Source organism: Nitratidesulfovibrio sp. D1 (genome assembly GCF_051133415.1).
Classification (GTDB): Bacteria; Desulfobacterota; Desulfovibrionia; order Desulfovibrionales; family Desulfovibrionaceae; genus Cupidesulfovibrio.
In genome coordinates, this window is sequence record NZ_JBPGNZ010000002.1 from 130630 (window position 1) to 153971 (window position 23342).

Annotated in this window: 20 protein-coding genes and 1 pseudogene; 3 read left to right on the forward strand and 18 right to left on the reverse strand. The window is 69.4% G+C overall.

Annotated elements, in window-relative coordinates; translation table 11 throughout:
• Positions 1-39: 39 nt before the first annotated feature.
• The 4 genes from aat to ACR4XJ_RS03780 form a co-directional block, all read right to left on the reverse strand.
• Positions 40-861 carry a leucyl/phenylalanyl-tRNA--protein transferase gene (aat, locus tag ACR4XJ_RS03765; protein WP_434753945.1) on the reverse strand — a complete coding sequence of 274 codons (822 nt, stop codon included), beginning with the start codon at positions 859-861 and terminating at the stop codon, positions 40-42.
• The gene (clpA, locus tag ACR4XJ_RS03770; protein ID WP_434753946.1) at positions 858-3275 is read right to left on the reverse strand and encodes an ATP-dependent Clp protease ATP-binding subunit ClpA; all 2418 of its coding nucleotides are present in this window, start codon (positions 3273-3275) and stop codon (positions 858-860) included. Before clpA ends, aat begins: the two co-directional genes overlap by 4 nt.
• Position 3276: 1 nt before the next feature.
• The gene (locus ACR4XJ_RS03775) at positions 3277-3579 is read right to left on the reverse strand and encodes an ATP-dependent Clp protease adaptor ClpS (protein ID WP_007521932.1); all 303 of its coding nucleotides are present in this window, start codon (positions 3577-3579) and stop codon (positions 3277-3279) included.
• Positions 3580-3871: 292 nt separating this feature from the next.
• Complete coding sequence (locus ACR4XJ_RS03780; RefSeq protein ID WP_434753947.1) at positions 3872-4540, reverse strand: class IV adenylate cyclase; 669 nt, start codon at positions 4538-4540, stop codon at positions 3872-3874.
• A 131-nt stretch (positions 4541-4671) separates the two neighbouring features.
• On the opposite strand from ACR4XJ_RS03780, the gene crcB reads away from it, so the two are divergent.
• Both crcB and ACR4XJ_RS03790 read left to right on the forward strand, forming a co-directional pair.
• Positions 4672-5046 (forward strand): fluoride efflux transporter CrcB, encoded by a 375-nt coding sequence (gene crcB / locus ACR4XJ_RS03785; protein WP_434753948.1) that lies wholly within the window; start codon positions 4672-4674, stop codon positions 5044-5046.
• A gap of 59 nt (positions 5047-5105) precedes the next feature.
• Positions 5106-5528: a DUF190 domain-containing protein gene (locus ACR4XJ_RS03790; RefSeq protein ID WP_434753949.1), complete on the forward strand. Its 423-nt coding sequence runs from the start codon at positions 5106-5108 to the stop codon at positions 5526-5528.
• A 33-nt stretch (positions 5529-5561) separates the two neighbouring features.
• On the opposite strand, the gene ACR4XJ_RS03795 is transcribed toward ACR4XJ_RS03790, so the two are convergent.
• The 14 genes and pseudogenes from ACR4XJ_RS03795 to ACR4XJ_RS03860 all read right to left on the reverse strand — a co-directional run bounded on the left by ACR4XJ_RS03795 (position 5562) and on the right by ACR4XJ_RS03860 (position 21610).
• Positions 5562-6098, reverse strand: coding sequence for a GNAT family N-acetyltransferase (locus tag ACR4XJ_RS03795; protein WP_434753950.1), 537 nt, complete (start codon positions 6096-6098; stop codon positions 5562-5564).
• A 109-nt stretch (positions 6099-6207) separates the two neighbouring features.
• Positions 6208-6885 (reverse strand): NAD(P)/FAD-dependent oxidoreductase, encoded by a 678-nt coding sequence (locus tag ACR4XJ_RS03800; protein ID WP_434753951.1) that lies wholly within the window; start codon positions 6883-6885, stop codon positions 6208-6210.
• A gap of 45 nt (positions 6886-6930) precedes the next feature.
• On the reverse strand, positions 6931-8007 hold the full coding sequence (locus tag ACR4XJ_RS03805; RefSeq protein WP_434753952.1) for a protein-glutamate methylesterase/protein-glutamine glutaminase: 1077 nt from the start codon (positions 8005-8007) through the stop codon (positions 6931-6933).
• Positions 8004-8892 (reverse strand): annotated as a pseudogene (locus tag ACR4XJ_RS03810) (CheR family methyltransferase). Before ACR4XJ_RS03810 ends, ACR4XJ_RS03805 begins: the two are co-directional and overlap by 4 nt.
• Positions 8889-11063 carry a chemotaxis protein CheW gene (locus tag ACR4XJ_RS03815; protein WP_434753953.1) on the reverse strand — a complete coding sequence of 725 codons (2175 nt, stop codon included), beginning with the start codon at positions 11061-11063 and terminating at the stop codon, positions 8889-8891. The pseudogene ACR4XJ_RS03810 and the gene ACR4XJ_RS03815 overlap by 4 nt, the downstream one beginning before the upstream one ends.
• A 67-nt stretch (positions 11064-11130) precedes the next feature.
• Positions 11131-11493, reverse strand: a complete 363-nt coding sequence (locus tag ACR4XJ_RS03820) for a response regulator (protein ID WP_434753954.1) — start codon at positions 11491-11493, stop codon at positions 11131-11133.
• A 65-nt stretch (positions 11494-11558) separates the two neighbouring features.
• Entirely contained in the window at positions 11559-13349 is a 1791-nt protein-coding gene (locus ACR4XJ_RS03825; protein WP_434753955.1) for a methyl-accepting chemotaxis protein, read from the reverse strand.
• Positions 13350-13650: 301 nt separating this feature from the next.
• The gene (locus ACR4XJ_RS03830; protein WP_434753956.1) at positions 13651-14643 is read right to left on the reverse strand and encodes a DUF1566 domain-containing protein; all 993 of its coding nucleotides are present in this window, start codon (positions 14641-14643) and stop codon (positions 13651-13653) included.
• A 12-nt stretch (positions 14644-14655) separates the two neighbouring features.
• The gene (gene radA, locus ACR4XJ_RS03835) at positions 14656-16104 is read right to left on the reverse strand and encodes a DNA repair protein RadA (protein ID WP_434753957.1); all 1449 of its coding nucleotides are present in this window, start codon (positions 16102-16104) and stop codon (positions 14656-14658) included.
• Positions 16105-16113: 9 nt separating this feature from the next.
• On the reverse strand, positions 16114-17079 hold the full coding sequence (locus ACR4XJ_RS03840) for a DUF3426 domain-containing protein (RefSeq protein WP_434753958.1): 966 nt from the start codon (positions 17077-17079) through the stop codon (positions 16114-16116).
• A 69-nt stretch (positions 17080-17148) separates the two neighbouring features.
• Positions 17149-17688, reverse strand: a complete 540-nt coding sequence (hpt, locus tag ACR4XJ_RS03845; RefSeq protein ID WP_434753959.1) for a hypoxanthine phosphoribosyltransferase — start codon at positions 17686-17688, stop codon at positions 17149-17151.
• Between the two features lie 114 nt (positions 17689-17802).
• Positions 17803-18270: an N-acetyltransferase gene (locus ACR4XJ_RS03850; protein ID WP_035064713.1), complete on the reverse strand. Its 468-nt coding sequence runs from the start codon at positions 18268-18270 to the stop codon at positions 17803-17805.
• On the reverse strand, positions 18271-18753 hold the full coding sequence (locus ACR4XJ_RS03855) for a TlpA family protein disulfide reductase (protein ID WP_434753960.1): 483 nt from the start codon (positions 18751-18753) through the stop codon (positions 18271-18273). It lies immediately after the preceding gene.
• Positions 18754-19156: 403 nt separating this feature from the next.
• The gene (locus ACR4XJ_RS03860; RefSeq protein ID WP_434753961.1) at positions 19157-21610 is read right to left on the reverse strand and encodes a homocysteine S-methyltransferase family protein; all 2454 of its coding nucleotides are present in this window, start codon (positions 21608-21610) and stop codon (positions 19157-19159) included.
• Positions 21611-22200: 590 nt separating this feature from the next.
• On the opposite strand from ACR4XJ_RS03860, the gene ACR4XJ_RS03865 reads away from it, so the two are divergent.
• Entirely contained in the window at positions 22201-23325 is a 1125-nt protein-coding gene (locus ACR4XJ_RS03865; protein WP_434754313.1) for a sigma-70 family RNA polymerase sigma factor, read from the forward strand.
• Positions 23326-23342 lie beyond the last annotated feature (17 nt).

Here is a 23342-nt window from a genome sequence, read left to right on the forward strand (position 1 = left end):
GCGCCACGGGGCTGCGCGGCTCGGGCCGTCTTTCCCCCGCTACAGGGGCCGGAAACCGGCCGGGACGCGCCAGTACCCGGCCGGTTTCGCGTCCGGCGGAAGTATCCACGGGGCCTGCGGTCCCGGCATCAGCGGACGCGCGGGCAGCGCGGAAACGTCCGGACAGCGCGCCTCGCTGCCGTCGGCCAGGCGCAGCGCGCCGCGCAGCCCTTCCGCCAGCCGGGCCAGGAATTCGGGACGGGGCAGTTCCCGCGCGCCAAAGCGCACCATGTGCGGGGTGGTCTGCTGGCAGTCGATGAGGGTGCAGCCCGCATGGCGCAGCCACGCGGCCAGCCAGGTAAAGGCCACCTTGGAGGCTTCGGGCGCGAGGTGGAACATGGATTCGCCGTAGAACACCCCGCCCAGGGCCACGCCGTACAGCCCGCCCACCAGCCTGCCGCCCTGCCACGCTTCCGCCGAATGGGCCATGCCCAGACGGTGCAACGCCTCGTAGGCGTTGATCATGGCGGGCACCAGCCAGGTGTCGCGCTGCCCCTGCCGGGGGGTGGCCGCGCAGCGCCGGATGACCAGCGCGAACGCCTTGTCGAAGGTGACCTCGAAGGAGTCCGCGCGGATGCGCCGCGCCAGGCTGCGCGGCACGTGCAGTTCGTCCGGCAGCAGCGCGCAGCGCGGGTCGGGCGACCACCACAGGATGGGCGTGCCCCTGTCGTACCACGGAAAGATGCCGCGCATGTAGGCGGCCGCCAGCCGGGCGGGCGAAAGATCGCCCCCCACGGCCAGCAGCCCTTCGGGCGGCGCGGCGGCCGGATCGGGGAAGTCGGAACCGTCCCCGGTCATCCGGCCCAGCACGCGCACGTTCATTTTTCGGTGGCGGCGCCGTCGCCGCCAAGCGGCTCGTAACGGAACACCAGCCCCAGCCCGGCAAGGCCCTGCTGGGCGGACACGTCAGCGGCCACGGCTGGCGGCGCGGGATCCTTCGCCGCGCCCTTGGCCTTCCCCTTGCGGGCGGGCCTGGCGGGTGCGGCTGCCGCCTCCGGCGCGGCCACGTCCACGATGGCCGTGCCGCCCTTGCGCAGCTTGCCGAACAACACCTCGCGGGCCAGTTCGTCTTCCAGCGCGGTGCGGATGACCCGGCGCAGCGGGCGCGCCCCGAAGGAGGGCTCGAAGCCCTTCTCGGCCAGGCGCGCGCGGGCCGCCGGGGTCAGTTCCAGGCGCACGCGGCGGTCCTTGAGCCCGGCTTCCAGCTCCAGCACGAACTTGTCCACGATGCGTTCCATGACCGGAGTGGTCAGCCCGGCGAAGGGCACCATGGCGTCGAGGCGGTTGCGGAATTCCGGGCTGAACATGTTCTCCACGGCCTTGCGGCCCTTGCCCGCCACGTCTTCCTGCGCCGTTGCGCCAAAGCCGATGGACGGCGCGCTCATCTCGCGCACGCCCGCGTTGGAGGTCATGATCAGCACCACGTTGCGGAAATCCGCCTTGCGCCCGGTGTTGTCGGTGAGCGTGGCGTAGTCCATGACCTGGAGCAGGATGTTGAAGATGTCCGGGTGGGCCTTTTCGATTTCGTCCAGCAGCAGCACGGTGTACGGCTGCTTGCGGATGGCCTCGGTCAGCAGGCCGCCCTGGTCGAACCCCACGTAGCCGGGGGGCGCGCCGATGAGCCGGGACACGGAATGCTTTTCCATATACTCGCTCATGTCGTAGCGCACGAAGCCGATGCCCATGACCTCGGCCAAGCGGCGGGCCAGTTCCGTCTTGCCCACGCCCGTGGGGCCGTAGAACAGGAAGCACCCGGTGGGCCGGTCTTCGCGGCCCAGGCCCGCCCGCGCGCGCAGGATGGCCCGCGACAGGATGCCCACGGCCGCGTCCTGCCCGAAGACCACGCGGCGCAAATCCTCGTCCAAGGTGCGCAGGCGGTCGCGGTCGCTGGAGGACACCGTGCGCGACGGTATCTGGGCCATGCGCGCCACCACCTTTTCCACGTCCTTCACGCCGATGGCGGCGTCCGAGGCCGAAGCCGCACGACCTCCATAACCGGCTCGCCGCAGCCGGGCCGCCGCGCCCGCCTCGTCCAGCACGTCGATGGCCTTGTCCGGCAGCAGCCGTTCGGTGATGTACCGGGCGGAAAGCTCCACGGCGGCGCGCAGGGCGGGCAGCGTGTAGCGCACCTTGTGGTGGTCCTCGTAGTAGGGCCGCAGGCCCTTGAGGATGTCCACGCATTCGTCCTGCGAGGGTTCCTGCACGTCGATCTTCTGGAAGCGGCGCGACAGGGCGCGGTCCTTCTCGAAGTGGTTGCGGTACTCCTCGTAGGTGGTGGACCCGATGCAGCGGATGCTGCCGTCGGCCAGCACGGGCTTGAGGATGTTGGAGGCATCCATGGAGCCGCCGCTGGTGGAGCCCGCGCCCACGATGGTGTGGATTTCGTCGATGAACAGGATGGCCCCCGGCACCTTGCCGAGGTCGGTGATGACGCCCTTCAGCCGCTGCTCGAAGTCGCCCCGGTACTTGGTGCCCGCCAGCAGCGCGCCCATGTCCAGGGCGAAGATGCGCACGTCGCGGAATTCCCCGGGCACGTCGCCGCGCGCCACGCGCAGGGCCAGCCCTTCGGCGATGGCGGTCTTGCCTACGCCGGGGTCGCCCACGTACAGCGGGTTGTTCTTGCGCCGCCGGGCCAGCACCTGGATGGTCCGCTCCAGTTCCCTGGCCCGCCCGATGAGCGGGTCGATGCGGCCGTCGCGGGCGCGGGCGGTAAGGTCCACGGTGAACTTTTCCAGCGCGTCGATGCGCGGCGAATCGGACGCGCCCTCCTCGCCGTCGGCGTCGCCGGAGCCGTCCCCCTCTCCGCCCTCGGGCATGCCGTGCGAGATGTGCTGCAACACGTCCAGCCGGGTCACCCCCTGCGATTTCAGGAAATAGGTGGCGTAGGCGTCGTCTTCCTCGAAGATGGCGGCCAGCACGTCGCCGATCTCCACGGCGGCCTTGCCCGCCGACTGCATGTGGCGGATGGCCCGCTGCAACACGCGCTGCACACCCAGGGTCTGCACCACTTCGGTGGGGGTGTCGGCGGGCAGCGGTTCCAGGTGGGTGGCGAAAAAGGTTTCCAGGCGCAGGCGCAGGGCCTTCACGTCCACCCCGACGGATTCGAGGATGGATTTGCCCGCCTCCTCGCCGGAGATGGCGTAGAGCAGGTGCTCCAGCGTCAGGAACTCGTGGTTGCGCGTCCGCACGTCGTTGACGGCGGCGGTAAGCGCTGCTTCAAGGCGTCTTCCGATCATGTCATACCTCTTCGAGGGTGCAGCGCAGTGGATAGCCTTCGCGCCGGGCGCGGGCGTGCACGAGGGCGACCTTGGTCTCGGCCACCTCCGCCGTGTACACCCCGCATTCGCCGACGCCCTTCTCGTGGACGGCCAGCATGATGCGCGTCGCCTCGTCGGGCGTTCTGCGGAACACCTCGACCAGAATCGACACCACGAACTCCATGGTCGTGTAGTCGTCGTTGTGCAGGAGCACCCGGAACATCCGGGGCTCGCGCACCTCGTCCTCGATGAGGAGTTCCGTGTCCCGGCCGCCATCCGGCATGTCCGGCGGGCCCGATGGGCCTGACGGGTCCGGTGGATAGGGCGGACCCGATGGATAGGCCATGCGGGCCGGAACGGCCGGGAAACGATACGCGTCGAAATGGGTGTTCATGGGTGCTCGTTTCGCTGTTTCCGGGTGTCCTGCGGCGGCCGCGTCCCGTCATGCCCCTTCGGAATGCGGGTAATGCGCACGGGGTGACGCGGGCCGGGCGCGGGCACGCCCTTATACTAACATCGCGCCGCCCGCTGTCGAGGGGCGCGCGGGATGACGGCCAACTGGGGACGTTGCCGGATCATTCCGTGCCGGTGGGGCCGTCCCCGCTCTCCCCGCTTCCCCCATTCCCCCCGCTCTCGAAGACCATCCGGCGGGCGGCGGCCAGCCCTGCCGCATCGAAGGTGAAGTCCTCCGACGGGGGCAGTCCGCGCGCGGCGCGCCACTGGCGGTTCAGGTCGTGATAGGTTGCGGTGGATGCGCGCGCCCTGTCAAGGCCGAGCCGGGCGGCCACGGCCATGATGGCCTCGCGGTCGCCCTCCAGTTCCGCCACCGGGCCGAAGGGCATGGTGTCGAGGCACACGTGCACCCCGTCCAGATGCCACACCTCGCGCACCTTGTCGTAGCCGAAGGCCACGCCGTAGCCCAGGCCGGTCAGCATGCGGTGCACGGCGTCGGCGTCGTCCACCCCGGTCTGCACCTCGTCCCACACCTTCACGTCATCAGGAAAGGGAGCGGCCCCGACATCGGGCGGACGCTTCATGGTCAGCACGGCGGCGCGCAGGTTAGGTCCGTCCTTGGTGCGCAGCCGCAACAGGGTACTTGCGGCGCGCAGTCCACGGCCGGGGGTGTCGTACACCCGGTTGCATTCAAGGTACGGGACGCCACCGGCGGCGCCCAGCGCTTGCAATGCGCGGCGAAGCGCGGCAAGGTCCGCATCGGGGAACTTGATTTCTATTTCCAGCGCCATGTGAACTCCATGGACCGCGTCCCCGCCATTTCCCGCCCCTGCGCGTCCGGCATCCGGACGGGCCGCCAGGCGGACGAGAAGACGAGGCACGGCCGGGCGCCGCATCACGCGGCGCGAGCGAGGGCCTTTTCGTGCAGAAGATCGTCTTGCTGGGCCTTGCGGGCGCCCTGGGCAGCCTGGCCCGCTACGGCCTTGCCGGGGTGGTGCAGCGCGCCACGCCCGGTTCGTTTCCGCTCGGCACGTTCATCGTCAACGTGCTGGGCTGCCTGGCCTTCGGCTTCATCTGGGGGTTCTGCGAAAACCGCATCTCCCTGCACCCGGACGTGCGCGTGGTGCTGCTGACCGGCTTCATGGGCGCGTTCACCACCTTTTCCACCTTCACCTTCGAAAGCCTGGGGCTCATGGAGACCGGGCAGTGGCTGGCCTTTGCCCTGTACGCGGGCGGCCAGTTGCTGCTGGGCCTCGCACTGCTGTGGCTGGGCATGGGCGCCGGGCGGCTGGTGTAGGCCCGCCGCGCGGCGCGCCGGACACCCGGCATCGCATCCGCAACCGGAAGGAGCACGCCATGCGCATCATCTCTGGCGACGCCCTGCGTCTGCGCATCTACACCGGCGAGCGCGACACCCACAAGGGCCGCTCCCTGCACGAGGTCATCCTGGAATCGGCCCGGCGCGACGGGCTGGCGGGCGGCACCGTGTTCCGGGGCCTGGCAGGCTTCGGCGCCAACAGCGTGGTGCACACCGCGCGGGTGCTGCGCCTGTCCGAAGACCTGCCCGTCGTGGTCGAGATCATCGACGACGCGGCCAAGATAGAGGCATTCCTGCCCCGCGTCGAGGCGCTGCTGGCCGAAGGGCTGGTGACCGTGGACCCGGTGCGCGTGCTGCTGTACCGCCACGGCCCCGGCACGAACACGCCCGGCACGGACACTCCTGGCAAGGACACGCCCGGAGAGCCCGCGCCGCACGGAAGCGGCAGGCAGGGCATCTAGCCCCGCCGCGCCTCCCCTTTCCGGCCCGCCGTCCTAGGCCATGCGCTCCGGCGGTGTCTCGCGCGCGTCCAGCCTCAGTTGCAGGAAGGCGAGGTCGAGCCAGCGCCCGAACTTGCAGCCCACCTCGCGCAGCACCCCCACTTCGGTGAAGCCGAATTTTCGATGCAGGGCGATGGATGCCGTGTTGCCCGCCTCCACGCCCGCGACCATCACATGCTTGCCCATGTCCCGCGCGCGCCCGATCAGGGCGTGCAGCAAGGCCCCGCCCACGCCGCGCCCCCGGCTGTCCCCGTGCACGTACACCGAATGCTCGACGGTGTGGCGATACCCGTCCCAGGCCCGCCAGTCGCCGAACGTGGCGTACCCGAGCACCGTGGAGCCGCCGTCCGGGCCTTCCTCCACGGCCACGAGCACGGGATACCCCGCCGCCCTTCTGTCCGCCAGCCACGCGGCGCGGCCCGCCGCGTCCGTGACGGATTCGTTCCAGATGGCCGTGGTGGTGCGCACCGCGTCGTTGTAGATGGCAACGATTCCCTCGATGTCGCCTGTCTCCGCGTCGCGTATCAGCATCGCCGTCTCCCTTGCGGCTGGCCCGCCAGCCGCCGCCAACGCAAGCCGGGCGGAGGAAATCCCCCGCCCGGCCGGATGATTGCGCAAAGCCCCGGCTCGCGCCCCGCGCCTACCCGGCGGCGGGCAGCAGCGCGGCGCGGATGGCCTCGATGCCGGTCTTGTCCACGTACCTGGACACGCGCAGCCGCTTGCCCGAATTTTCCCGGTACAGTTCCATGAAACGCTGCACCAGGTCCAGCGCCGCCTCGCGGGGCAGGTCTTCGGCCAGCACGTCGCCGATGCGCGGGTGCCCGCCCGAGTTGCCCCCCACGATCACGGTCCAGCCGCGCTTGGTGCCCACCAGGCCCACGTCGCGCAGGTAGCTTTCGCCGCAGCACATGGGGCAGCCGGACACGCCGAACTTGACCTTGGCCGGAAAGGGCTGCTCCGCCAGCTTCTGCTCGATCTCGATGCCGAGCCCCAGCGAATCCTGGAGCCCCAGCCTACAGACCGCCGTGCCGGGGCAGGCCTGCACGTAGTGCACGCACAGTTCCACGGCGCGCCCCACGTCCATGCTCAGTTCTTCCCAGATGGGCTCCACCTGTTCCGCCGTCATGCCCACCAGGGCAAGCCTCTGGCCGGAGGTGATCTTGATGATGGGAATGGCGTACTTGCGCGCCACGCGGGAAATGGCGTCCAGGATGTCGGGCGACAGCATGCCGCAGGGGGTGCGGGGCACGATGGCGTAGGTCTGCTTGTCGCGCTGGAGGATGGCGCCTCTCGGTTCCGGCGTGCCGGTGTCGGTCATGTCCTGTGCTCCTTGATCCGTGTCGTTGTCTGTTGAGGTTGCGTCCTATGCCCCGCAGGCCCGTATGACGGCCGGGGCGATCTCTTCCAGTGAAACCACCTTGCGCACTCCGCCCAGCTTGATGGCCTCCTGCGGCATGCCGAAGACCACGCAGCTGGCCTCGTCCTGGGCGATGGTGTGCGCGCCCACGTCGAACAGTTCCTTCATGCCCGCCGCGCCGTCGTCGCCCATGCCGGTCATGATCACGGCCACGGCGTTGCGCCCGGCGTAGCGCGCGGCGGAGCGGAACAGCACGTCCACGGAAGGCCGGTGCCTGCGCACCAGCGGGCCTTCGCGCACCTCCACGTAGTAGCGCGAGCCGTTGCGCTTCAGCAGCATGTGCAGGTTGCCGGGCGCGATGAGCGCCTGGCCGCGCCGCATGACGTCGTTGTCCTGCGCCTCCTTCACCGCCACCCGGCAGATGGCGTTGAGCCGGTTGGCGAAGGCGGCGGTGAAGTGTTCCGGCATGTGCTGCACGATGGCGATGGGCGGGCAGTCGGCGGGCAGGGCCTCCAGCACCACGCGCAGGGCTTCCGTGCCGCCCGTGGACGCGCCGATGACCACCATCTTCTCGGTCTGCTGCACCGTGGTGGTCAGCGGGGTGGCGGCGGGCAGCACCGCGTCGGCCGAAAGCTTGGGCGGCACCCCGGCGGCCAGGGGGCTGAGCTTGCGCAGCTTGGAGCGGGCGGCGGCCTTCAGCGCGTCGCAGATGCGGATGCTGGATTCCTCCAGGAACCGCTTGGTGCCCATGCGCGGCTTCTGGATGACCTCCACCGCGCCGTATTCCATGGCCTTGAAGGTGGCCTCGGCCCCCTGCTCCGTCACCGACGAGCAGATCACCACCGGAATGGGGTGCTGGGTCATGATCTTGCGCAGGAAGGTGATGCCGTCCATGCGGGGCATCTCCACGTCCAGCAGGATCACGTCCGGGGCCACGGTCTCCATGCGCTTGGCCGCCACGAACGGGTCCGAGGCGGTGCCGATGAGTTCCAGCTCGTCGTCGCCGGAAACGATGTCGCCCAGCGTCTGGCGCACCAGGGCCGAATCGTCCACCACCAGTACCTTGATGCGGCGCGCGGTCATCGTATCCTCCGGTAGACGGTGGGCGCCACCTGCTCCAGGGGCAGCGCCATGCCGGTAAGGCTTTCGGAGTGGCCGATGAACAGGTGCCCGCCGGGGCGCAGGCACTGGCAGAACCGGCTGAACAGCCCTTCCTGCGTGGGCTTATCGAAATAGATGATCACGTTGCGGCAGAAAATGATGTCCATGGGCTCAGAAAACCCGAAGGGGTCCATGAAGTTCAGACGTTCGAAGCGCACGGCCGAGCGAAGTTCCGGCCCCATGCGCACCAGACGGCGCGCGCGGTCGCGGCTGCGCAGCAGATAGCGCTTGCGGAAGGGTTCGGGCACGCTGTGCACCCGTTCCTCTTCGTACACGGCGCGCACCGCCTGTTGGAGCGCCCGCGACGAGATGTCCGTGGCCAGGATGGAAAAGGCGAAGCCGGGGGTGCGTTCCGCGTAGTCGCGCAGCACCATGGCCAGGGTGTACGGCTCCATGCCGATGGAACAGCCCGCGCTCCACACCCGCAGGGTGCGCTGGGCGCGCAGGCGGGCGGCCTCGGCCGTCCAGCCGGGCAGCACCATGGAGGTCAGGTAGTCGAAATGGCGCGGCTCGCGGAAGAATTCCGTGGTGTTGGTGGTCACCACGTCGATAGAAGTTGCGCAACTCCTCGTCAAAGCCCTTTTCGGTGAACAGGTAGTCCACGTACTGGTCGTAGCTGGCCATGCCCAGCGCGCGCAGCCGCTTTTGCAGCCGCGCCTCCAGCATCACCCGCTTGGAGCCGGGCAGCTTGATGCCCACCTGCTCGTAGACGAAGCGGCTCATGCGGTCGAACAGCTTCTGCGACATGGGGCCGGGACGGGCGCATCCCGCCGGAAGGGCCGGGCCGTCACTGTGGCCTGGGCTCATGCACCGCCCCCGTGCGCGGCCACCGGCGCGCGCTGCGCGCGCATGGGCTGGTCGGCCGCAAGCTGCACCAGGCCCGGCACGTCCAGGATCAGGGCCATGCTGCCGTCGCCCTTGATGGTGGCCCCGGAAATGCCCGGCACGTCCTTGTAGATGCGGCCCAGGCTCTTGATGACCGTCTGGTGTTCGCCCACCACGCAGTCCACCACCAGCCCGAAGCGGCTGCCCTGGGCGTCGACCACCACCACCTGCTCGATGGCGGGCGCGGGGCCGGGAGAGGCGAACAGTTCGCGCAGGCGGATGTAGGGCACGATCTCGCCGCGCAGGTTGATGATGCGCTGACGCCCCTCGCCGCTGCCGGGGGTGGCGTGTTCCGCGCATTCCTCCACGTGGTTCAGCGGGATGACGTACGATTCGCCGCCCACCAGCACCTGGAGGCCGTCGATGATGGCCAGGGTCAGCGGCAGGCGGATGGTCAGGGTGGTGCCCTTCCCCACCGTGCTGTCGATCTCTATGCGCCCGCGCAACGCCTCTATGGAGCGCTTCACCACGTCCATGCCCACGCCGCGCCCGGACACGCTGGTGACCTTTTCCGCCGTGGAGAACCCGGCCGCGAAGATGAGTTCCACGGCCTCGCGCGGGGGCAGTTCCACGTCCGGCGCGATGACGCCGCGCCTGCGGGCCGTTTCCAGCACCCGGACCGGGTCGATGCCCGCGCCGTCGTCGGCGATGGTGATCAACACCTCGCCCCCGGCATGGGCCGCCGAAAGGGTTACCGTGCCGGTGCGCGGCTTGCCCGCGGCGGCGCGCGCGTCGGGCGGCTCCACCCCGTGGTCCAGGCTGTTGCGCAGGCAGTGCACCAGGGGGTCGCCCAGGCGTTCGATGACGGTCTTGTCCAGTTCCGTCTCGCCGCCCAGGGTCACCAGTTCCACGTCCTTGCCCAGTTCCGCCGAAAGGTCGCGCACCAGGCGGCGGAACTTGCTGAAGGTGGTGCCGATGGGCAGCATGCGGATGCCCAGGGTGGTGTCGCGGAGTTCGTCGCTGAGCCGTTCCAGTTCCTCCACCAGGCCCAGCAGGCCCGGATCGCTGCGCAGGTGCGCGGCCTGCGAAAGCTGGGCCTGCACGATGACCAGCTCGCCCACCAGGTCCACCAGGAAGTCCAGCTTGGAGGCGGCCACGCGGATGCTGGCCCCGGATTCGTCACGGGCCGCGGACTCCTTGTCCCGCGTCTGGCGGATGGTCCGCACGGCCTGCTGTTCCACCAGCGCGGCGTCCACCCGTTCGGGGGGCACCACGCCCGCGTCGGTCAGCAGGCGGCCAAGGGGACGCTGCTCGTCCAGCACGCGGTGCAGGTCGTCGGCGCTGACGTCGCCGCGCTCGATCAGGATTTCGCCCAGCCGCTTGTAGGCGGCGTCGTCCACGATGCGCGCGTCGTCCACCAGGCGGATGTCGATGTCCGCGTCGTCCTCCACGAACAGGAACACGTCGCGGATGGCGGCCTCGTCCGATTCGGTGGAAAGCAGCACGTCCCACCACACGTGGCACAGTTCGGGCTGCAACTCGCCGAGGCCGGGCACCTCGCTGAAATGCGGAAACACCTGCGCGCCGCCCAGGTCGCGCAACTCGTCCAGCAGGACCAGCGGGTTGGCCCCGCTGAACAGGATGGACGGCGCGGGGCGAAAGCGCACCCGCCAGGTACGGGTGCAGGGGGGGCACGGCTCTTCCGGTTCCGCCGGGCATTCCGCGCCATCCGCGCCCTGCGCCGGGCCCTGTCCGGCGGGCGGGGCCACGGGCACCAGCGCCCGCAGCGAGGCGGTGATGGCGGCGGCGTGCGACAGGTCGGGGGGCTCTCCGCTGACCGCGCAGTGCAGCAGCCGGGCGATGTGGTCGCGCGAGGCCAGGGTCAGGTCCAGCAACTGGCGGGTGACGGGCACCTCGCCGTTGCGCACCCGGTCGAACACCGTCTCCACGTCGTGGGTGAAGTGGGCGATGTCGTCGAAGCCGAACATGGCCCCGGACCCCTTGATGGTGTGCATGGCCCGGAACACGCGCGCCACCAGGTCGCGGTCATCGGGCTGCGCCTCCAGTTCCAGCAGGGCCGTTTCCAGCTCCGCCAGCAGGTCCTGCGCCTCTTCGATGAAGGCTGCCCTGTTTGCGTCTTCCTGCGATTGCATGCGGCACTTCCCTTCCTTGGCCCGGCTAGCCCGGCCCCCTTTGCCCGACCCTGTCCGTCGGGTCCGGTCAGCCGAGCACCTTCTTGACCACGGCCAACAACTGCTCCGGCTGGAACGGCTTGACGATCCACCCCGTGGCCCCGGCGGCCTTGCCTTCCTGCTTGCGGGTGGCCTGCGATTCGGTGGTCAGCATGATGACCGGGATGAACTTGTACGCGGCGTTGGCGCGGATCTGCCTGATCAGTTCGATGCCGTCCATGTTGGGCATGTTCAGGTCGGTGATCACCATCTTGATGGGGCCGGAGAGCTTGCTCACCGCGTCCTTGCCGTCCTTGGCCTCGATGACCTCATACCCGGCGTTGCGCAGGGTGAAGCCGACCATCTGCCGGATGCTCGCCGAATCGTCCACCGTCATGATGAGCTTGCTCATGAGTTCCCTCGTGACCGAATGTTCGGAGTTGGCGGACGGTGCGGTGGGGCCGCGACGCCGCGCCGTCAGAAAAGTTCCACGTTGTCGCCGTAGCCGTCCTCGCCCGCCGGGGCCTCGGCATGGCCGCCGCCCAGCACGCGGCCGTGCAGCACCCGCTCCTGCTCCATGGTGTAGCGGTCGCGCATGGCGGCCAGACGGCGCGCCGCGGCTGCCCGCGCCGATGCGGGCAGCCGTTCCCGCAGCATGCCGGCCATCTCGCCCACGTCATCGGCGGCGTCGGAAAGCCCGGCCGCCACCTGTGCGTCGAAGCCCATGTCCTCCACGGCGTGGTCCACGCGGCTGGCCAGTTTGGCGCAGGCCGTGCCCACCCCGGCGAACAGGCGGGCGGCCTCGCCGTTCACCTCGCGCAGGCCGTGGGTAAGCCCTTCCAGTTCGCCGGAAATTTCGGAAACCCGCGAGGAATCGAGGTAGGCGGTGGCGTAGGTCTTGAGTTGACCGGCCACGCCGTCCACCTCGCGCAGCAGCGTGGCCAGGGCCGTGGTGCTTTCGCCCGCGTCCTGGGACAGCCGCTGGATGGACGAGGCCAGCACCCCCAGGGCCTTGCCCTTTTCGCCGGTGTGCGCGGCGCGGATGCTGGCGTTGAGCGCGATGAGCTCTATCTCGTCGCCGACGTCTTCGATATCTTCAAGGAAAACGCTCATCTGCGCAACCATTTCGGCCACCTCGCCCATGACGTGGCCCATGCGCTCGCCCTGTTCGGCCAGGGACAGCATGCGCGCGGCTATTTCCGCCACGCTGCGCTCCATGTGGTCGAGCACGGCGGTGCCGCCGCAGTCCTCGCCCAGGCACGATTCGTCGGAAAAGCCGCCGGTGCGCTGCCCCACCCCGCGCACGCTGGCGGCGATGGCCGCAAGCTCGCGCCGCAGCGTGGACACGGCATCGGAAAAGCTGGTCCGGGCGTTGTCCAACTGGGCCTGTTGCAGGGCGCAGATGTCCGCGGCCACGGCCAGTTCCTCGGCCAGCGCCCCGTCGTCGTCCGCCGCACCGTCCGCCATGCCGTCCGGGGCCCCGTCCAGGCCCGTACGGGCGTCGGCCAGGGCCTCCTCCACGTGCTCCACCTGCTGGCGCACGATGTCGTGGAACTGCAGGGAACCGATGATCCGCCCCATGGAGGCGGCGATGTCGGCCGTGTGGCCGCGCACGTCCTCCGAGGCCTTGCGGCTGCCTTCGGCCACCTCGTGCAGGGTGTCCATGTTGTCGCGGATGGAGCCGAACACCGAATAGGCGCATTCGCGCTGCATCTCGTGCATCTCGCGGGTGCTGGCCTCGGCCTTTTCGGCCAGCGCGTCCAGCGTTTTCGCCTGCTGCATGATACGGTCGGAATATTCGACGATCTTGTAGCCCAGCTTTTCCACGTCGTCGGCAAGGGTGCTGAAGCCGCGCCCGTCGGACCCCAGGCGCGCGCTTTCGATGCGCGTGGAAATGCCCAGCATTTGCAGGGTGCGCACCACGCGGGCGTAGTCGCGGATGGACCTGGAAAGTTGCTGCACCAGTTCGCGGGCGCGGGACAGCATGGCGAGGTCCACGGCGTCCTCGTCCACGTGGCAGAGGGTCTGCATGGCGTCCAGTTCCGCCACCAGTTCTTCCAGGATGTGGCGCACGGTGTCGCCCGAGGCGATGTGGTTCAGCTTCTGGCTGTCGGCGGCGATGTCCTGCACCCGCCGGGCCACGTCCTGCAGTTCCGCGCCGAGGGCGAGAAAATCGTCCTCGCGCTGCTGCACCAGCCGGGCAAGCCCGCTGCCCACGCGCCCAAGCCGCTCGCGCACTTCCCGTGCCAGCGCCGTGTATTCCTGCATCTGCGTCCCGTCTCCAGTGGTTGCCGCCTCTCGCGCGGCGGATGCCCGGACGCGGCGGCGTCCGTCGTGTTCCGCACCCGTGGCCGTCCCCCGGCTTCTCCCGGTGTCCCCCGGCGCCTCCCGTTGCCGGGCGCGGCCCGGCCTCCCCTTGCCGTGGCCTCGACGTTCTTTCGGCCGCACGGGCCGTTGCATTACCCCTGCCCGCAGGCAAGGGCGGCAGGTAAGCCACGATACCGCAGCCCCCATCGGGTTCAAAGTATAAAATGGGGCATCCTCGCGAGGCGGATACCCTGGAGGCGGCTCAGCGCGCGTCCCGGACGGGCCAGACATGAAAACCGGCGTCCGGCTTGAAGCCCACCCCGACCATGCCATCCTGCATGTACAGCGCCCATGCGTAGCGGGTTTCGTAGACGCTGGTCGTGGACGACCAGTACACGTCCCGCACCTGCCTGAAAGGATGCCCGCCGGGCAGGGCCGGGGAATCCTCCGCCAGGTCGATCAGGCTTTCCAGTTCCCGGATATCGGGCACGCGCCAATCGGACGCACCCCATTCCCCCCTGCTGTTCCACCCGTTCACGAAATCAAGGGCTTCCCGCCAGGCAAGCGCATGTCCCGCCGGGGCCGCGTCCAGCGCCCAGCCAAGGCCGGTGAGCGTATCCAGCGCCCAACCTTCCCGTGCAACGAATCTCTCGCCGCCGGTTTCCGGCGACGCGGCCCCGTCCGGCGTGCCCGGCGGCCAAGGCGGCGGACAGTCCGGCAGGCAGACCGGCCAGACGAGGGCCGCATCCTGCCGGTTGGCGCGCGCCACCCGTGCCCCGCCAAGGTGGACGTGCCAGACCTGGTCCGGAATGCGGTGGCAGGCGTCGGCCGTCCAGTAGTAGCCGGAGAAGACATTGCGGAAGGGGTGCCCCTGCGGCAGGGCGGGATGCACGGTCTGGTGGCTCAGCAGGGAGAACAGCAGGCGTCGCGGCGGCAACTGCCAGTTGCGCTGGCCGTGTTCGACGCGCGACGCCATGGCGAGGACATGGTCCCCGGCTTCCTTCCACGTGAGCGGGAATCCCGCCGGGTTGGCGTCCAGGGTCCAGAGAGCGCCGGACAGGGTGTCGAGGACGGTTTCTCCGCGAACCTGAAAACGATCCCTGTGAACATGCGCCTTGTCGCGGGCGGCGTCTTGCCCGCTTCCGGCGCATGGCATCCGGGCTCCATCAGCGCCGTAGCAATGCAACTGATCTGTTTGCAGGGGAAAAAGGGCGCCATGGCAGGCCCTTGGCCGGTAAATGCGCGCGCCATGCATGCCGGACGGCCCCTAGACGCCCCAGTCCCCGGCCTCGGCATCCCCGCTGCCGGGCGCACTGTCGGCCGGATTGTCACCAGACTGCCCCGATTGCGCGGACGGCGCGGAGCGGCGGGCGCGCCGGAACAGCGCGTCCTGGAGGGCGGCCACGGTGGGCACGCCGCGCGCGGCATCGTCGGCGGGATGGAGAAGGGGCGTGTAGCCCAGCCTGCGGGCCTGGTCGCGGCGGATGGAATGGGCGGCCACGGGACGGACTTGACCATTGAGATCGACCTCGCCCCAGAACACCGCCCGCTCGGGCAGCGGCAGGTCGTAGAACGACGACAGCACGGCGGCCACCAGCCCCAGGTCCATGCCGGGGTCCTGCAACTTCATGCCGCCGCCGATCTTGGCGTAGATGTCCACCTGCCCGAAGTTGAGGCGCAGCCGCTTTTCCAGCACCGCCAGCAGCAGGTGCAGGCGGTTGACGTCGAAGCCGAGGCCGGTGCGGCGCGGAATGGCCAGGTAGCTGCGGGTGACCAGGGCCTGCACTTCCACCGCCAGCGGGCGCTGCCCGTCCACGGCCATGACCAGCGCGGTGCCCGACAGGGCCGGGTCGCGCGCGCCCAGAAAGAAGGTGGAAGGGTCCTCCACCACTTCCATGCCCTGCTCCGCCATGCGGAAGACCAGCAGTTCCTGGTTGGGGCCGAAGCGGTTCTTGAGCACCCGCAGCAGGCGGAACATCTGCCGCCGGTCGCCCTCGATGGAGATGACCGTGTCCACCAGGTGTTCCAGCAGGCGCGGGCCCGCCAGCGCCCCGTCCTTGGTCACGTGGCCCACCAGCAGCACGGTGGTGCCGCTGCGCTTGCAGACCTCCACGATCTCCGTGGCCACGGCGCGCACCTGGCTGACGTTGCCGGGCAGGCCCTCGGCCCGGTCGGAACTGACGGTCTGCACGGAATCGACGATGAGCAAGGCCGGGGCTTCGGAGCCTTCAAGGTGGGGCAGCACGTCGTCCAGCCGGGTGGTGGCCACGGCCATCAGGCCGTCGTGCAGCACGCCAAGGCGGGCGGCGCGGGCCTTCAACTGGGGCAGCGATTCCTCGCCGGAAAGGTACAGCACGCCGCGCCCGGCGGCGGCCACGGCCCCGGCCACCTGCAACAGCAGCGTGGACTTGCCGATGCCCGGTTCGCCCCCCACCAGGATGGCCGCCCCCGGCACCAGTCCCCTGCCCAGCACGCGGTCCAGGGCATCCAGGCCGCTGCCGAAGGGCTCTGCCCCGTGGTCGGCCACGTCCTTGAGCGGTTGCGCCCTGCCCCTCGGCCCGACGGCGGACGCACCGGGGCGCGCCCCGGCCTTGCCCTCGCGCGGGGCCACGGTCAGTTCAAGGGTGTTCCATTCCTTGCAGGCGGGGCACTGGCCGCGCCATTGCGGCGCGCGCGCCCCGCAGGCGGTGCAGACGTAGGTTTCGCGCAGCTTCACGGGCGCACGCTACTTGCTTTCGGGCGGGGTGCGCGCCTCCACCACCTTGACGCCGAATTCGGCCACGGAGGCGGGCGGATTGTAGAACACCACCATGAACGGCACTTCGCCGCCGGGGGGCACGTTGGTGTTGTTGGTGAGGATCTCGATCTTGTTGTTCAGGGCCGTTTCCAGTTCCTGCTCGCCCAGCACCTGCAACTGGAACAGCGACACGGTGACCCCGCACAGTTGCTGCTTGGTGACCACGGCGGCGCCCGCGGCGTCGTACAGCGAAGCCTCGATCTTGATCAGTTCGCGCGGCGAGGCGAAGTTGTTCACCACCTTGCCTTCGATCACCGCCACCTGGCCCACCTTCTCGTTGTTCACGTAATACTGGCGGTAGTTGCGCAGGGCGATGTTCTTGATCTGCTCGGTGCCGTTGACCACCGGCGGGGGCGTTTCCACGGGCTTCTCGCCGGGCCAGATGCCGGTAAGACGCAGGGTGACGGCCACCCCCACGGCCAGCAGCACGGCCACGAACCCGGCGATGACCGGCCAGCCGTACTTCTTGGGCGGCACGGCGGGCGGGGCGTCGTCCAGGTTGTAGCCCTTCATGGAGCCGATGATGTCGCTGACGTCGGGGCCGTCGTCGTCCGCGCGCCCGCGCTTGCGCGCGGCGGCGGGATCGGCGTCCGGATTGGCGGCGACGTCGAAGGGACCGTGGTCCAGTTCCGCGCCGTTGCCGGTCGCAGGCGTGTCGCCGGGCATGTCGCCGGACGGCTGCGCCGGGGCGTCACCGCCAAAGGCGGCGTCCGGGCCGCCCAGCCCGGCGTTCCCCATCACCGAGTCGAAATCGGGCGCGCCATCGGAAGGCGGCGTGGCCGACTCGATGGGAAAGACGGACTTGCACAGGGTGCACTTCAGCTTCGCACCGGGGCGGGCGCGATCGTCGGGAAGGTTGTATTTGGTCGAGCAACTGGGGCAGATGACGATCATCGGGCACCTCGGACGTGGGGTCTCGGCGAATGACCGGGGCGCGACGTCGGGCTGGCGGCGTTGCCCACCCTACGCATCCCCGGATTCGATGGCGGCTTCGTAAATGCCGGGAAGTTCGCGGTAGCGTTCGGCATAATCGAGGCCATACCCTACAATGAAGCCACCGGGCAACGCAAACCCCGCGAAGTCCACGCGCACGGGCACGGCGCGGCGCTCCTGCTTGTCCACCAGAGCGGCCAGGCGCAGGCTTTTGGCGCCGCGCGCCGCAAGCTGGCGGAACAGGAAGTCCACGGTGTGGCCGGTGTCCACGATGTCTTCCACCAGCAGCACGTGCTTGCCCTGCAAGGGCACCTCCACGTCCTTGGTGAAGCTGACGGTGCCGCAGGTGGCGGTGGACGCGCCGTAGCTGGCCACGCGCACGAAGTCGAGTTCCGGCCGCATGTCCAGGTGCCGCACCAGGTCGGCGAAGAACATGAACGCCCCCTTCAGCACGCAGACCACCACCAGTTCCTCGCCCGCGTACAGGCGGTTGATCTCCTGGCCCATCTCGGCCACGCGCGCGGCGATGGCCTCCGCGTCGTACACCACCTTCAGTTCCTTGATCTTCATTGTCGTCCGGCCTCCGGGCCAGTGTATCGTGATGATGCCGGGCTCGTCGCGGAATGCGCGGCGCGCCCGGCCCGTGGGGTCGTCTTGCATGGCGGCCGGCGGGGCCGGCCGTGGCTACATCTCCAGCAGCACCGCCGTCTCGTCGCAATCGGGGAACTTGGGACAGTGGATGCAGTCCGCCCAGATCTTCTGGGGCAGCACGTCCTTTTCCACCACCCGGAACCCCATCCGCAGGAAGAAATCCACCTGATAGGTCAGGGCGAACACCCGGAAGATACCCAGGGTCACGGCGTCGCTCAGGCAGGCGTCCACCAGCTTGCGCCCCCAGCCCTTGCCGCGCAGGTCGTCGGCCACCACCAGCGAACGCACCTCGGCGATGTCGTCCCAGGCGATGGACAGGGCGCAGCAACCCACCAGCGGGCCGCCGTCGTCGGGGTCGATGACCAGAAAGTCGCGCAGGTGGCTGTACAGCTGGTTCAGCGAACGCGGCAGCAGCAGCCCCTGGCCGGAGGTGTGCATGAGCAGGCCATGGATGGCCTTGACGTCCTGCACGCGGGCCTTGCGGATGTAAGGCTGGCCCATCTACTTGTCCCCCAGCAGGGTGTCCACGAACTTGCCCAGTTCGTCGGCTTCGACGAGGCCCACGTGGTTGGCCACCAGCTTGCCCTGGCGGTCGTAGACCAGCAGCTGCGGGATGGAGGACACATTGAAAAACCGCTGCAACTCCTCCTTCCCCTTCCAGACCGGATAGTTGAACGGCGTGCGGGACATGAAGGCCGCCAGTTGCCGGGGGTTGTCGTCCAGCGAGATGCCGTACAGGGCCACCTTGTCCTCGGGGTAGCGGGCGCGCACGTTGATCAGGCCGGGGATTTCCTCCAGACAGGGCGGGCACCACGAGGCAAAGAAGTTGACGATGACCACCTTGCCCTTGGCGGCGGTGACGCGGCGCAGCAATTCGCCGGAGCCCATCTCTTCCACCGCCGTGGCGGGGGGGGCGGCAACGGCCGCGCCGCACAGGGCGGCCAGCACCAGCGGCAGGAGGACGAGCGATATCAGGCGTTTCATCAAGAAGCCTCCGATGGGATGGAACCACTACGCCCGGAGCGCCACGGGCCAGAACCCACTGGCCGGGGCCCACGGCGGTTCCGGCGTCCGCCACGGGGGCGGAGCGCATTCTTACCGCCGAACGCGCGCCGGGGCAACCGGCGCGGCCGGGACGGTCGCGCGGAAAGGAAATGGAGCGGATGCCGGAACGGCGAAACCGCCGGGCATGCCGGTGGATGTGAACAGGCCGTTACTTCGCACAGGGGATAATGCTACGTTCCAGCAACTGGCTCAAAATTAGGATTTTCGTTCGTTGGCAAGGAAAACAAGTCTGCCATGAGGGAGTATACTCTTATCGTATTCGACCGACATGGCAGGCGAAGTTTGACGAAGCCAACGGGTGAAAAGACAATTTTGAGCCCCCCTACTGCACGGTCAGCAGTTCCTTGGCCACGCGCACGGCCTCCACGGCGTCGGCGGAATAGCCGTCCGCGCCGATGGCCTCGGCATACGCGGGGGTGACCACCGCGCCGCCCACCATGACCTTGACGGGCAGGCCGCGTTCGCGCACCAGGCGCACGGTGTCCTCCATGCGCACCATGGTGGTGGTCATCAGGGCCGAAAGCCCGATCACCCGCGCCCCGTGGCGTTCGGCGGCCTCCACGATGTCGGCGGCCTTCACGTCCTTGCCCAGGTCCACCACGTCGAAGCCGTGGTTGCCCAGCATCAGGGTGACGATATTCTTGCCGATGTCGTGGATGTCGCCTTCCACCGTGGCCATGATGATCACCGGGCGGGTTTCCTGGCCCCGCTGGGCTTCAAGCAACGGTTGAAGTTTGCGGAAGGCGTGCTGCATGGTCTCGGCCGAGCGGATGAGCTGCGGCAGGAAGTATTCGCGCCGCTCGTAGCGGCGGCCCACCTCGGTGATGCCGGGAATCAGCCTGTCCTGCACCAGCGCGAACGGGTCGGCCCCTTCGGTCAGGGCGCGCTCCACCAGGGCTAGCGCGCCTTCGCGGTCGCCCCGGATGACGGCCTCTTCCAGTGTGGCGGCCTTGGCCTTCACGCCGGTGCCGGTTCCCGCGCTCCCCGCCCCGCCCGTGGGCGCGGCGCCCGTGGCGTCTCCGCCCGGCGTCCAGCCGGAATAGCCCCCGATGAACGCCTCGGCGTTGGCGTCCAGCCCCAGCAGCACGCTGGAGGCGGCCACCGCCTCGCGGATGCGCGCGTTGCCGGGGTGGGCAATGCACGAGGACAGCCCCGCGCCCGCCGCCATGGCCAGGAAGGTGGAATTCAGCAGTTCGCGCGCGGGCAGGCCGAACGAGATATTGGACAGCCCGATGGTGGTGGGCAGCCCCTGCGCCGCGCACCAGCGGATGGTGTCCAGGCAGTGGCGCGCGGCCTCGGCCTTGGACGACACGGCCAGCGCCAGCACGTCCACCATGACTAGGCGGCGCGGAATGCGCAGGCCGTCGGCCTGGGCCAGCAATTCCTCGATGATGGCGATGCGCTCGGCCGCCGTCACCGGCAGCTTGCGCCCCTTGAGCGGCAGCAGGATGAACGGCGCGCCGTGGTCGCGGCACAGCGGCCCCAGATGTTCCATGCGGCCGGGTTCGCCGCTGATGGAGTTGACCAGCGGCGAGCCGGGATGGAACGGCAGGGCCGCCGCGATGGCGTCGGCGTTGGACGAGTCCAGCGACAGCGGCAGCGAATGGCGGGCCACCAGGCGTTCCACCAGCGCGGGCAGCAGCACCGCCTCGTCCACCATGGGCGCGCCCACGTTCACGTCCAGCAGCGGCGCGCCCGCCTCCACCTGCTCGTCGGCAAAGCGCAGGGCCTGGGCGAATTCGCCCGCCTGCAATTCCGCCGTCAGCAGCTTCTTGCCGGTGGGGTTGATGCGCTCGCCGATGATGCGGATGGGGCTGCCCGCCCCGATGTGCACGGCCTGGGCGCGGGTGGTCAGGACGATGCCGTCGCGCCGGGCCGGGTCGGAAACGAGTCCGCCGGAAAGGCCATCCAGCGCGCCGCGCAGGGCGGCGATGTGGTCGGGCGTGGTGCCGCAGCAGCCGCCCAGCAGGCGTGCGCCCGCGGCGGCGAAGCGCGCGGTGTGCCGGGCGAAGTCGTCCGGCCCCAGGCGGAACACGGTGCGGCCGTCCACCAGTTCCGGCAGGCCCGCGTTGGGTTCCACCAGCACCGGCACGTCCGAAAGGGCCAGCAGTTCGTCCACCACCTCGGCCATCTGCTCCGGCCCGGCGCTGCAATTGGTGGCGATGAAGTCCACGCCCATGTTCAGCATGGAGTGCACGAACACTTCGGGCCGCGAGCCGGTAAGGCTCACGCCGTTCTCGAAGGTCATGGAGACGCCCACGGGCAGGTCGCATTCGGCGCGCACGGCCAGCACGATGGCCCGTGCCTCGGCCAGGTCGAACTGGGTCTCGGCCAGGATCAGGTCCACCCCGCCCTGCACCAGCCCCCGGATCTGGGCGCGGAAGGCGGCCACCAGTTCGGCGGGGTCCAGGTCGCCCAGGGGGCGCATGAAGTGGCCGGACGGCCCCACGCTGCCCGCCACGAACGCCTCGCGGCCGCTGGCGGCCACCGCCTCGCGGGCGGCGCGGGCCATGGCGCGGTTGAACTCCACCACGTCGGGCGCGCCGGGGCCGGTGCCCAGCTTGTAGACGCAGCCCCCGAAGGTGTTGGTGGTCAGCACGTCGGCCCCGGCGCGCAGGTAGTCGGCATGGATGCCCACCAGCACGTCGGGCCGGGCCAGGCAGAAAAGTTCGGGGCTCACGCCGGGCGGCAGGCCGCGCGACTGCAACATGGTGCCCATGCCGCCATCGAAGATCAGCCGGCGGCCGGAGCGAAGCGCTTGACGAAAATCTGGCACAGCCTGTACTCCTGAAACTTGGCTCGCCGGCGGCCAGGCGACCCTGGGCCGTGCATGTCCGCCAGACCGCGAAGTCCGGCGGACCGCGAGTATTCCGAAAACGTGCCCGCATCGGCGCGCGGCGCCGCGCGGGAAGCCCTGTGTACCGGAAAGCCTTGTAAAGGACAAACAAAAATCATACCATCCATGCCCGTACGGCCCCCGTCAAGCACTTTGGGACCCCGCTACTCGACGCACGAACCGGCCCGGCCTGCGCCGCGCCTTGACCGGATACCATGACCGATACCCCGAAAACGCCGCGCCGCGCGCCGCGCACGCGCGGCGCCAAGGCCTCCGGGCCCGCAGAGACGCCCGGCGCAACGCCCCAAGTGCCTGAGGCGCCCGAGGTGCCCAAGGTGCCCGAGGTGCTTGACGCCGAGGTGGTGCTCGACCCGCAGCCGGAAAGCACCGGCACGGCCCGCGCCAAGGCCGCCCCGGGAAAGCCCGCGCCGCGCAAGTCCGCCACCGGCAAGGCGGGGCGTACCCGCCGCGCCGCCCCCGCCGACGGCGATGACGCCCCGGCTTCCGCGGTTTCCCCCGCATCCGCGACCGTGACCGGCGAAGCCCCCGACGACCCCAATGAACCGGACGACGCCGACGAAAGCTCCGACGACGAACTGGACATCGACTTCGACGGCGCCAGCGACGACGCCATCGACGTGGACCTGCTGCACGGCGACGACGAGCCGTCCCGCGACCGCCGCCACGCCCCCGGCACCCATGACGACGCCCATGACGACGCCCCCGGCGAAACCCGCGGCGAGGGCGAAGGCCGCCACCGTTCCCTGCCCGTGCTGCGCCCGGCCATGCCCGGCGCCTCCACGCGCGATTCCCTGCACCTGTACCTGCGCGAGATCAGTCGCTTTCCCCTGCTGAAGCCCGACGAGGAATTCGACCTCGCCCGCCGCGTGCAGGAACAGGGCGACAGCGACGCCGCCTTCCGCTTGGTCACCTCGCACCTGCGCCTGGTGGTCAAGATCGCCATGGACTTCCAGCGCCGCTGGATGCAGAATGTGTTGGATCTGATTCAGGAAGGCAACGTGGGCCTGATGCGCGCGGTGAACAAGTTCGACCCGGAAAAAGGCATCAAGTTCTCGTACTACGCCGCGTTCTGGATCAAGGCGTACATCCTCAAGTTCATCATGGACAACTGGAGGATGGTCAAGATCGGCACCACCCAGGCCCAGCGCAAGCTGTTCTACAACCTCAACAAGGAACGCCAGCGCCTGATCTCGCAGGGCTACGATCCCGACGCCGCCACCCTTTCGGAAAAGCTCAACGTGACCGTGGAGCAGGTCGTCGAGATGGAGCAGCGGCTGGATTCGTCGGACATGTCGCTGGACATCACCGTGGGCGAGGACTCCGGCGGGGCCACCCGCATGGACTTCCTGCCCGCGCTGGGCCCCGGCATCGAGGAAACGCTGGCCAACAGCGAAATCGCGCGCATGGTGCAGGACAGGGTGCAGACCATCCTGCCGAAGCTGTCGGACAAGGAGGCGTATATCCTCCAGCACCGGCTGCTTTCGGAACAGCCCGTCACCCTGCGCGAGATCGGCGAGAAGTACGACATCACCCGGGAACGCGTCCGGCAGATAGAGGCCCGCCTGCTGCAAAAGCTGCGCGACCATCTGTTCAAGGAAATCCGCGACTTCTCCTCGGACTGGATATCACAGTAGCCGCCCGGCCCGGTCAG

Excerpts from the sequence above, each read along its gene's own strand:
- aat (WP_434753945.1), bottom strand. The coding sequence starts at position 861 with ATGAACGTGCGCGTGCTGGGCCGGATGACCGGGGACGGTTCCGACTTC.
- clpA (WP_434753946.1), bottom strand. The coding sequence starts at position 3,275 with ATGATCGGAAGACGCCTTGAAGCAGCGCTTACCGCCGCCGTCAACGAC.
- ACR4XJ_RS03775 (WP_007521932.1), bottom strand. The coding sequence starts at position 3,579 with ATGCCGGATGGCGGCCGGGACACGGAACTCCTCATCGAGGACGAGGTG.
- ACR4XJ_RS03780 (WP_434753947.1), bottom strand. The coding sequence starts at position 4,540 with ATGGCGCTGGAAATAGAAATCAAGTTCCCCGATGCGGACCTTGCCGCG.
- ACR4XJ_RS03790 (WP_434753949.1), top strand. The coding sequence starts at position 5,106 with ATGCGCATCATCTCTGGCGACGCCCTGCGTCTGCGCATCTACACCGGC.
- ACR4XJ_RS03795 (WP_434753950.1), bottom strand. The coding sequence starts at position 6,098 with ATGCTGATACGCGACGCGGAGACAGGCGACATCGAGGGAATCGTTGCC.
- ACR4XJ_RS03800 (WP_434753951.1), bottom strand. The coding sequence starts at position 6,885 with ATGACCGACACCGGCACGCCGGAACCGAGAGGCGCCATCCTCCAGCGC.
- ACR4XJ_RS03805 (WP_434753952.1), bottom strand. The coding sequence starts at position 8,007 with ATGACCGCGCGCCGCATCAAGGTACTGGTGGTGGACGATTCGGCCCTG.
- ACR4XJ_RS03815 (WP_434753953.1), bottom strand. The coding sequence starts at position 11,063 with ATGCAATCGCAGGAAGACGCAAACAGGGCAGCCTTCATCGAAGAGGCG.
- ACR4XJ_RS03820 (WP_434753954.1), bottom strand. The coding sequence starts at position 11,493 with ATGAGCAAGCTCATCATGACGGTGGACGATTCGGCGAGCATCCGGCAG.
- ACR4XJ_RS03825 (WP_434753955.1), bottom strand. The coding sequence starts at position 13,349 with ATGCAGGAATACACGGCGCTGGCACGGGAAGTGCGCGAGCGGCTTGGG.
- ACR4XJ_RS03830 (WP_434753956.1), bottom strand. The coding sequence starts at position 14,643 with ATGCATGGCGCGCGCATTTACCGGCCAAGGGCCTGCCATGGCGCCCTT.
- ACR4XJ_RS03840 (WP_434753958.1), bottom strand. The coding sequence starts at position 17,079 with ATGATCGTCATCTGCCCCAGTTGCTCGACCAAATACAACCTTCCCGAC.
- hpt (WP_434753959.1), bottom strand. The coding sequence starts at position 17,688 with ATGAAGATCAAGGAACTGAAGGTGGTGTACGACGCGGAGGCCATCGCC.
- ACR4XJ_RS03850 (WP_035064713.1), bottom strand. The coding sequence starts at position 18,270 with ATGGGCCAGCCTTACATCCGCAAGGCCCGCGTGCAGGACGTCAAGGCC.
- ACR4XJ_RS03855 (WP_434753960.1), bottom strand. The coding sequence starts at position 18,753 with ATGAAACGCCTGATATCGCTCGTCCTCCTGCCGCTGGTGCTGGCCGCC.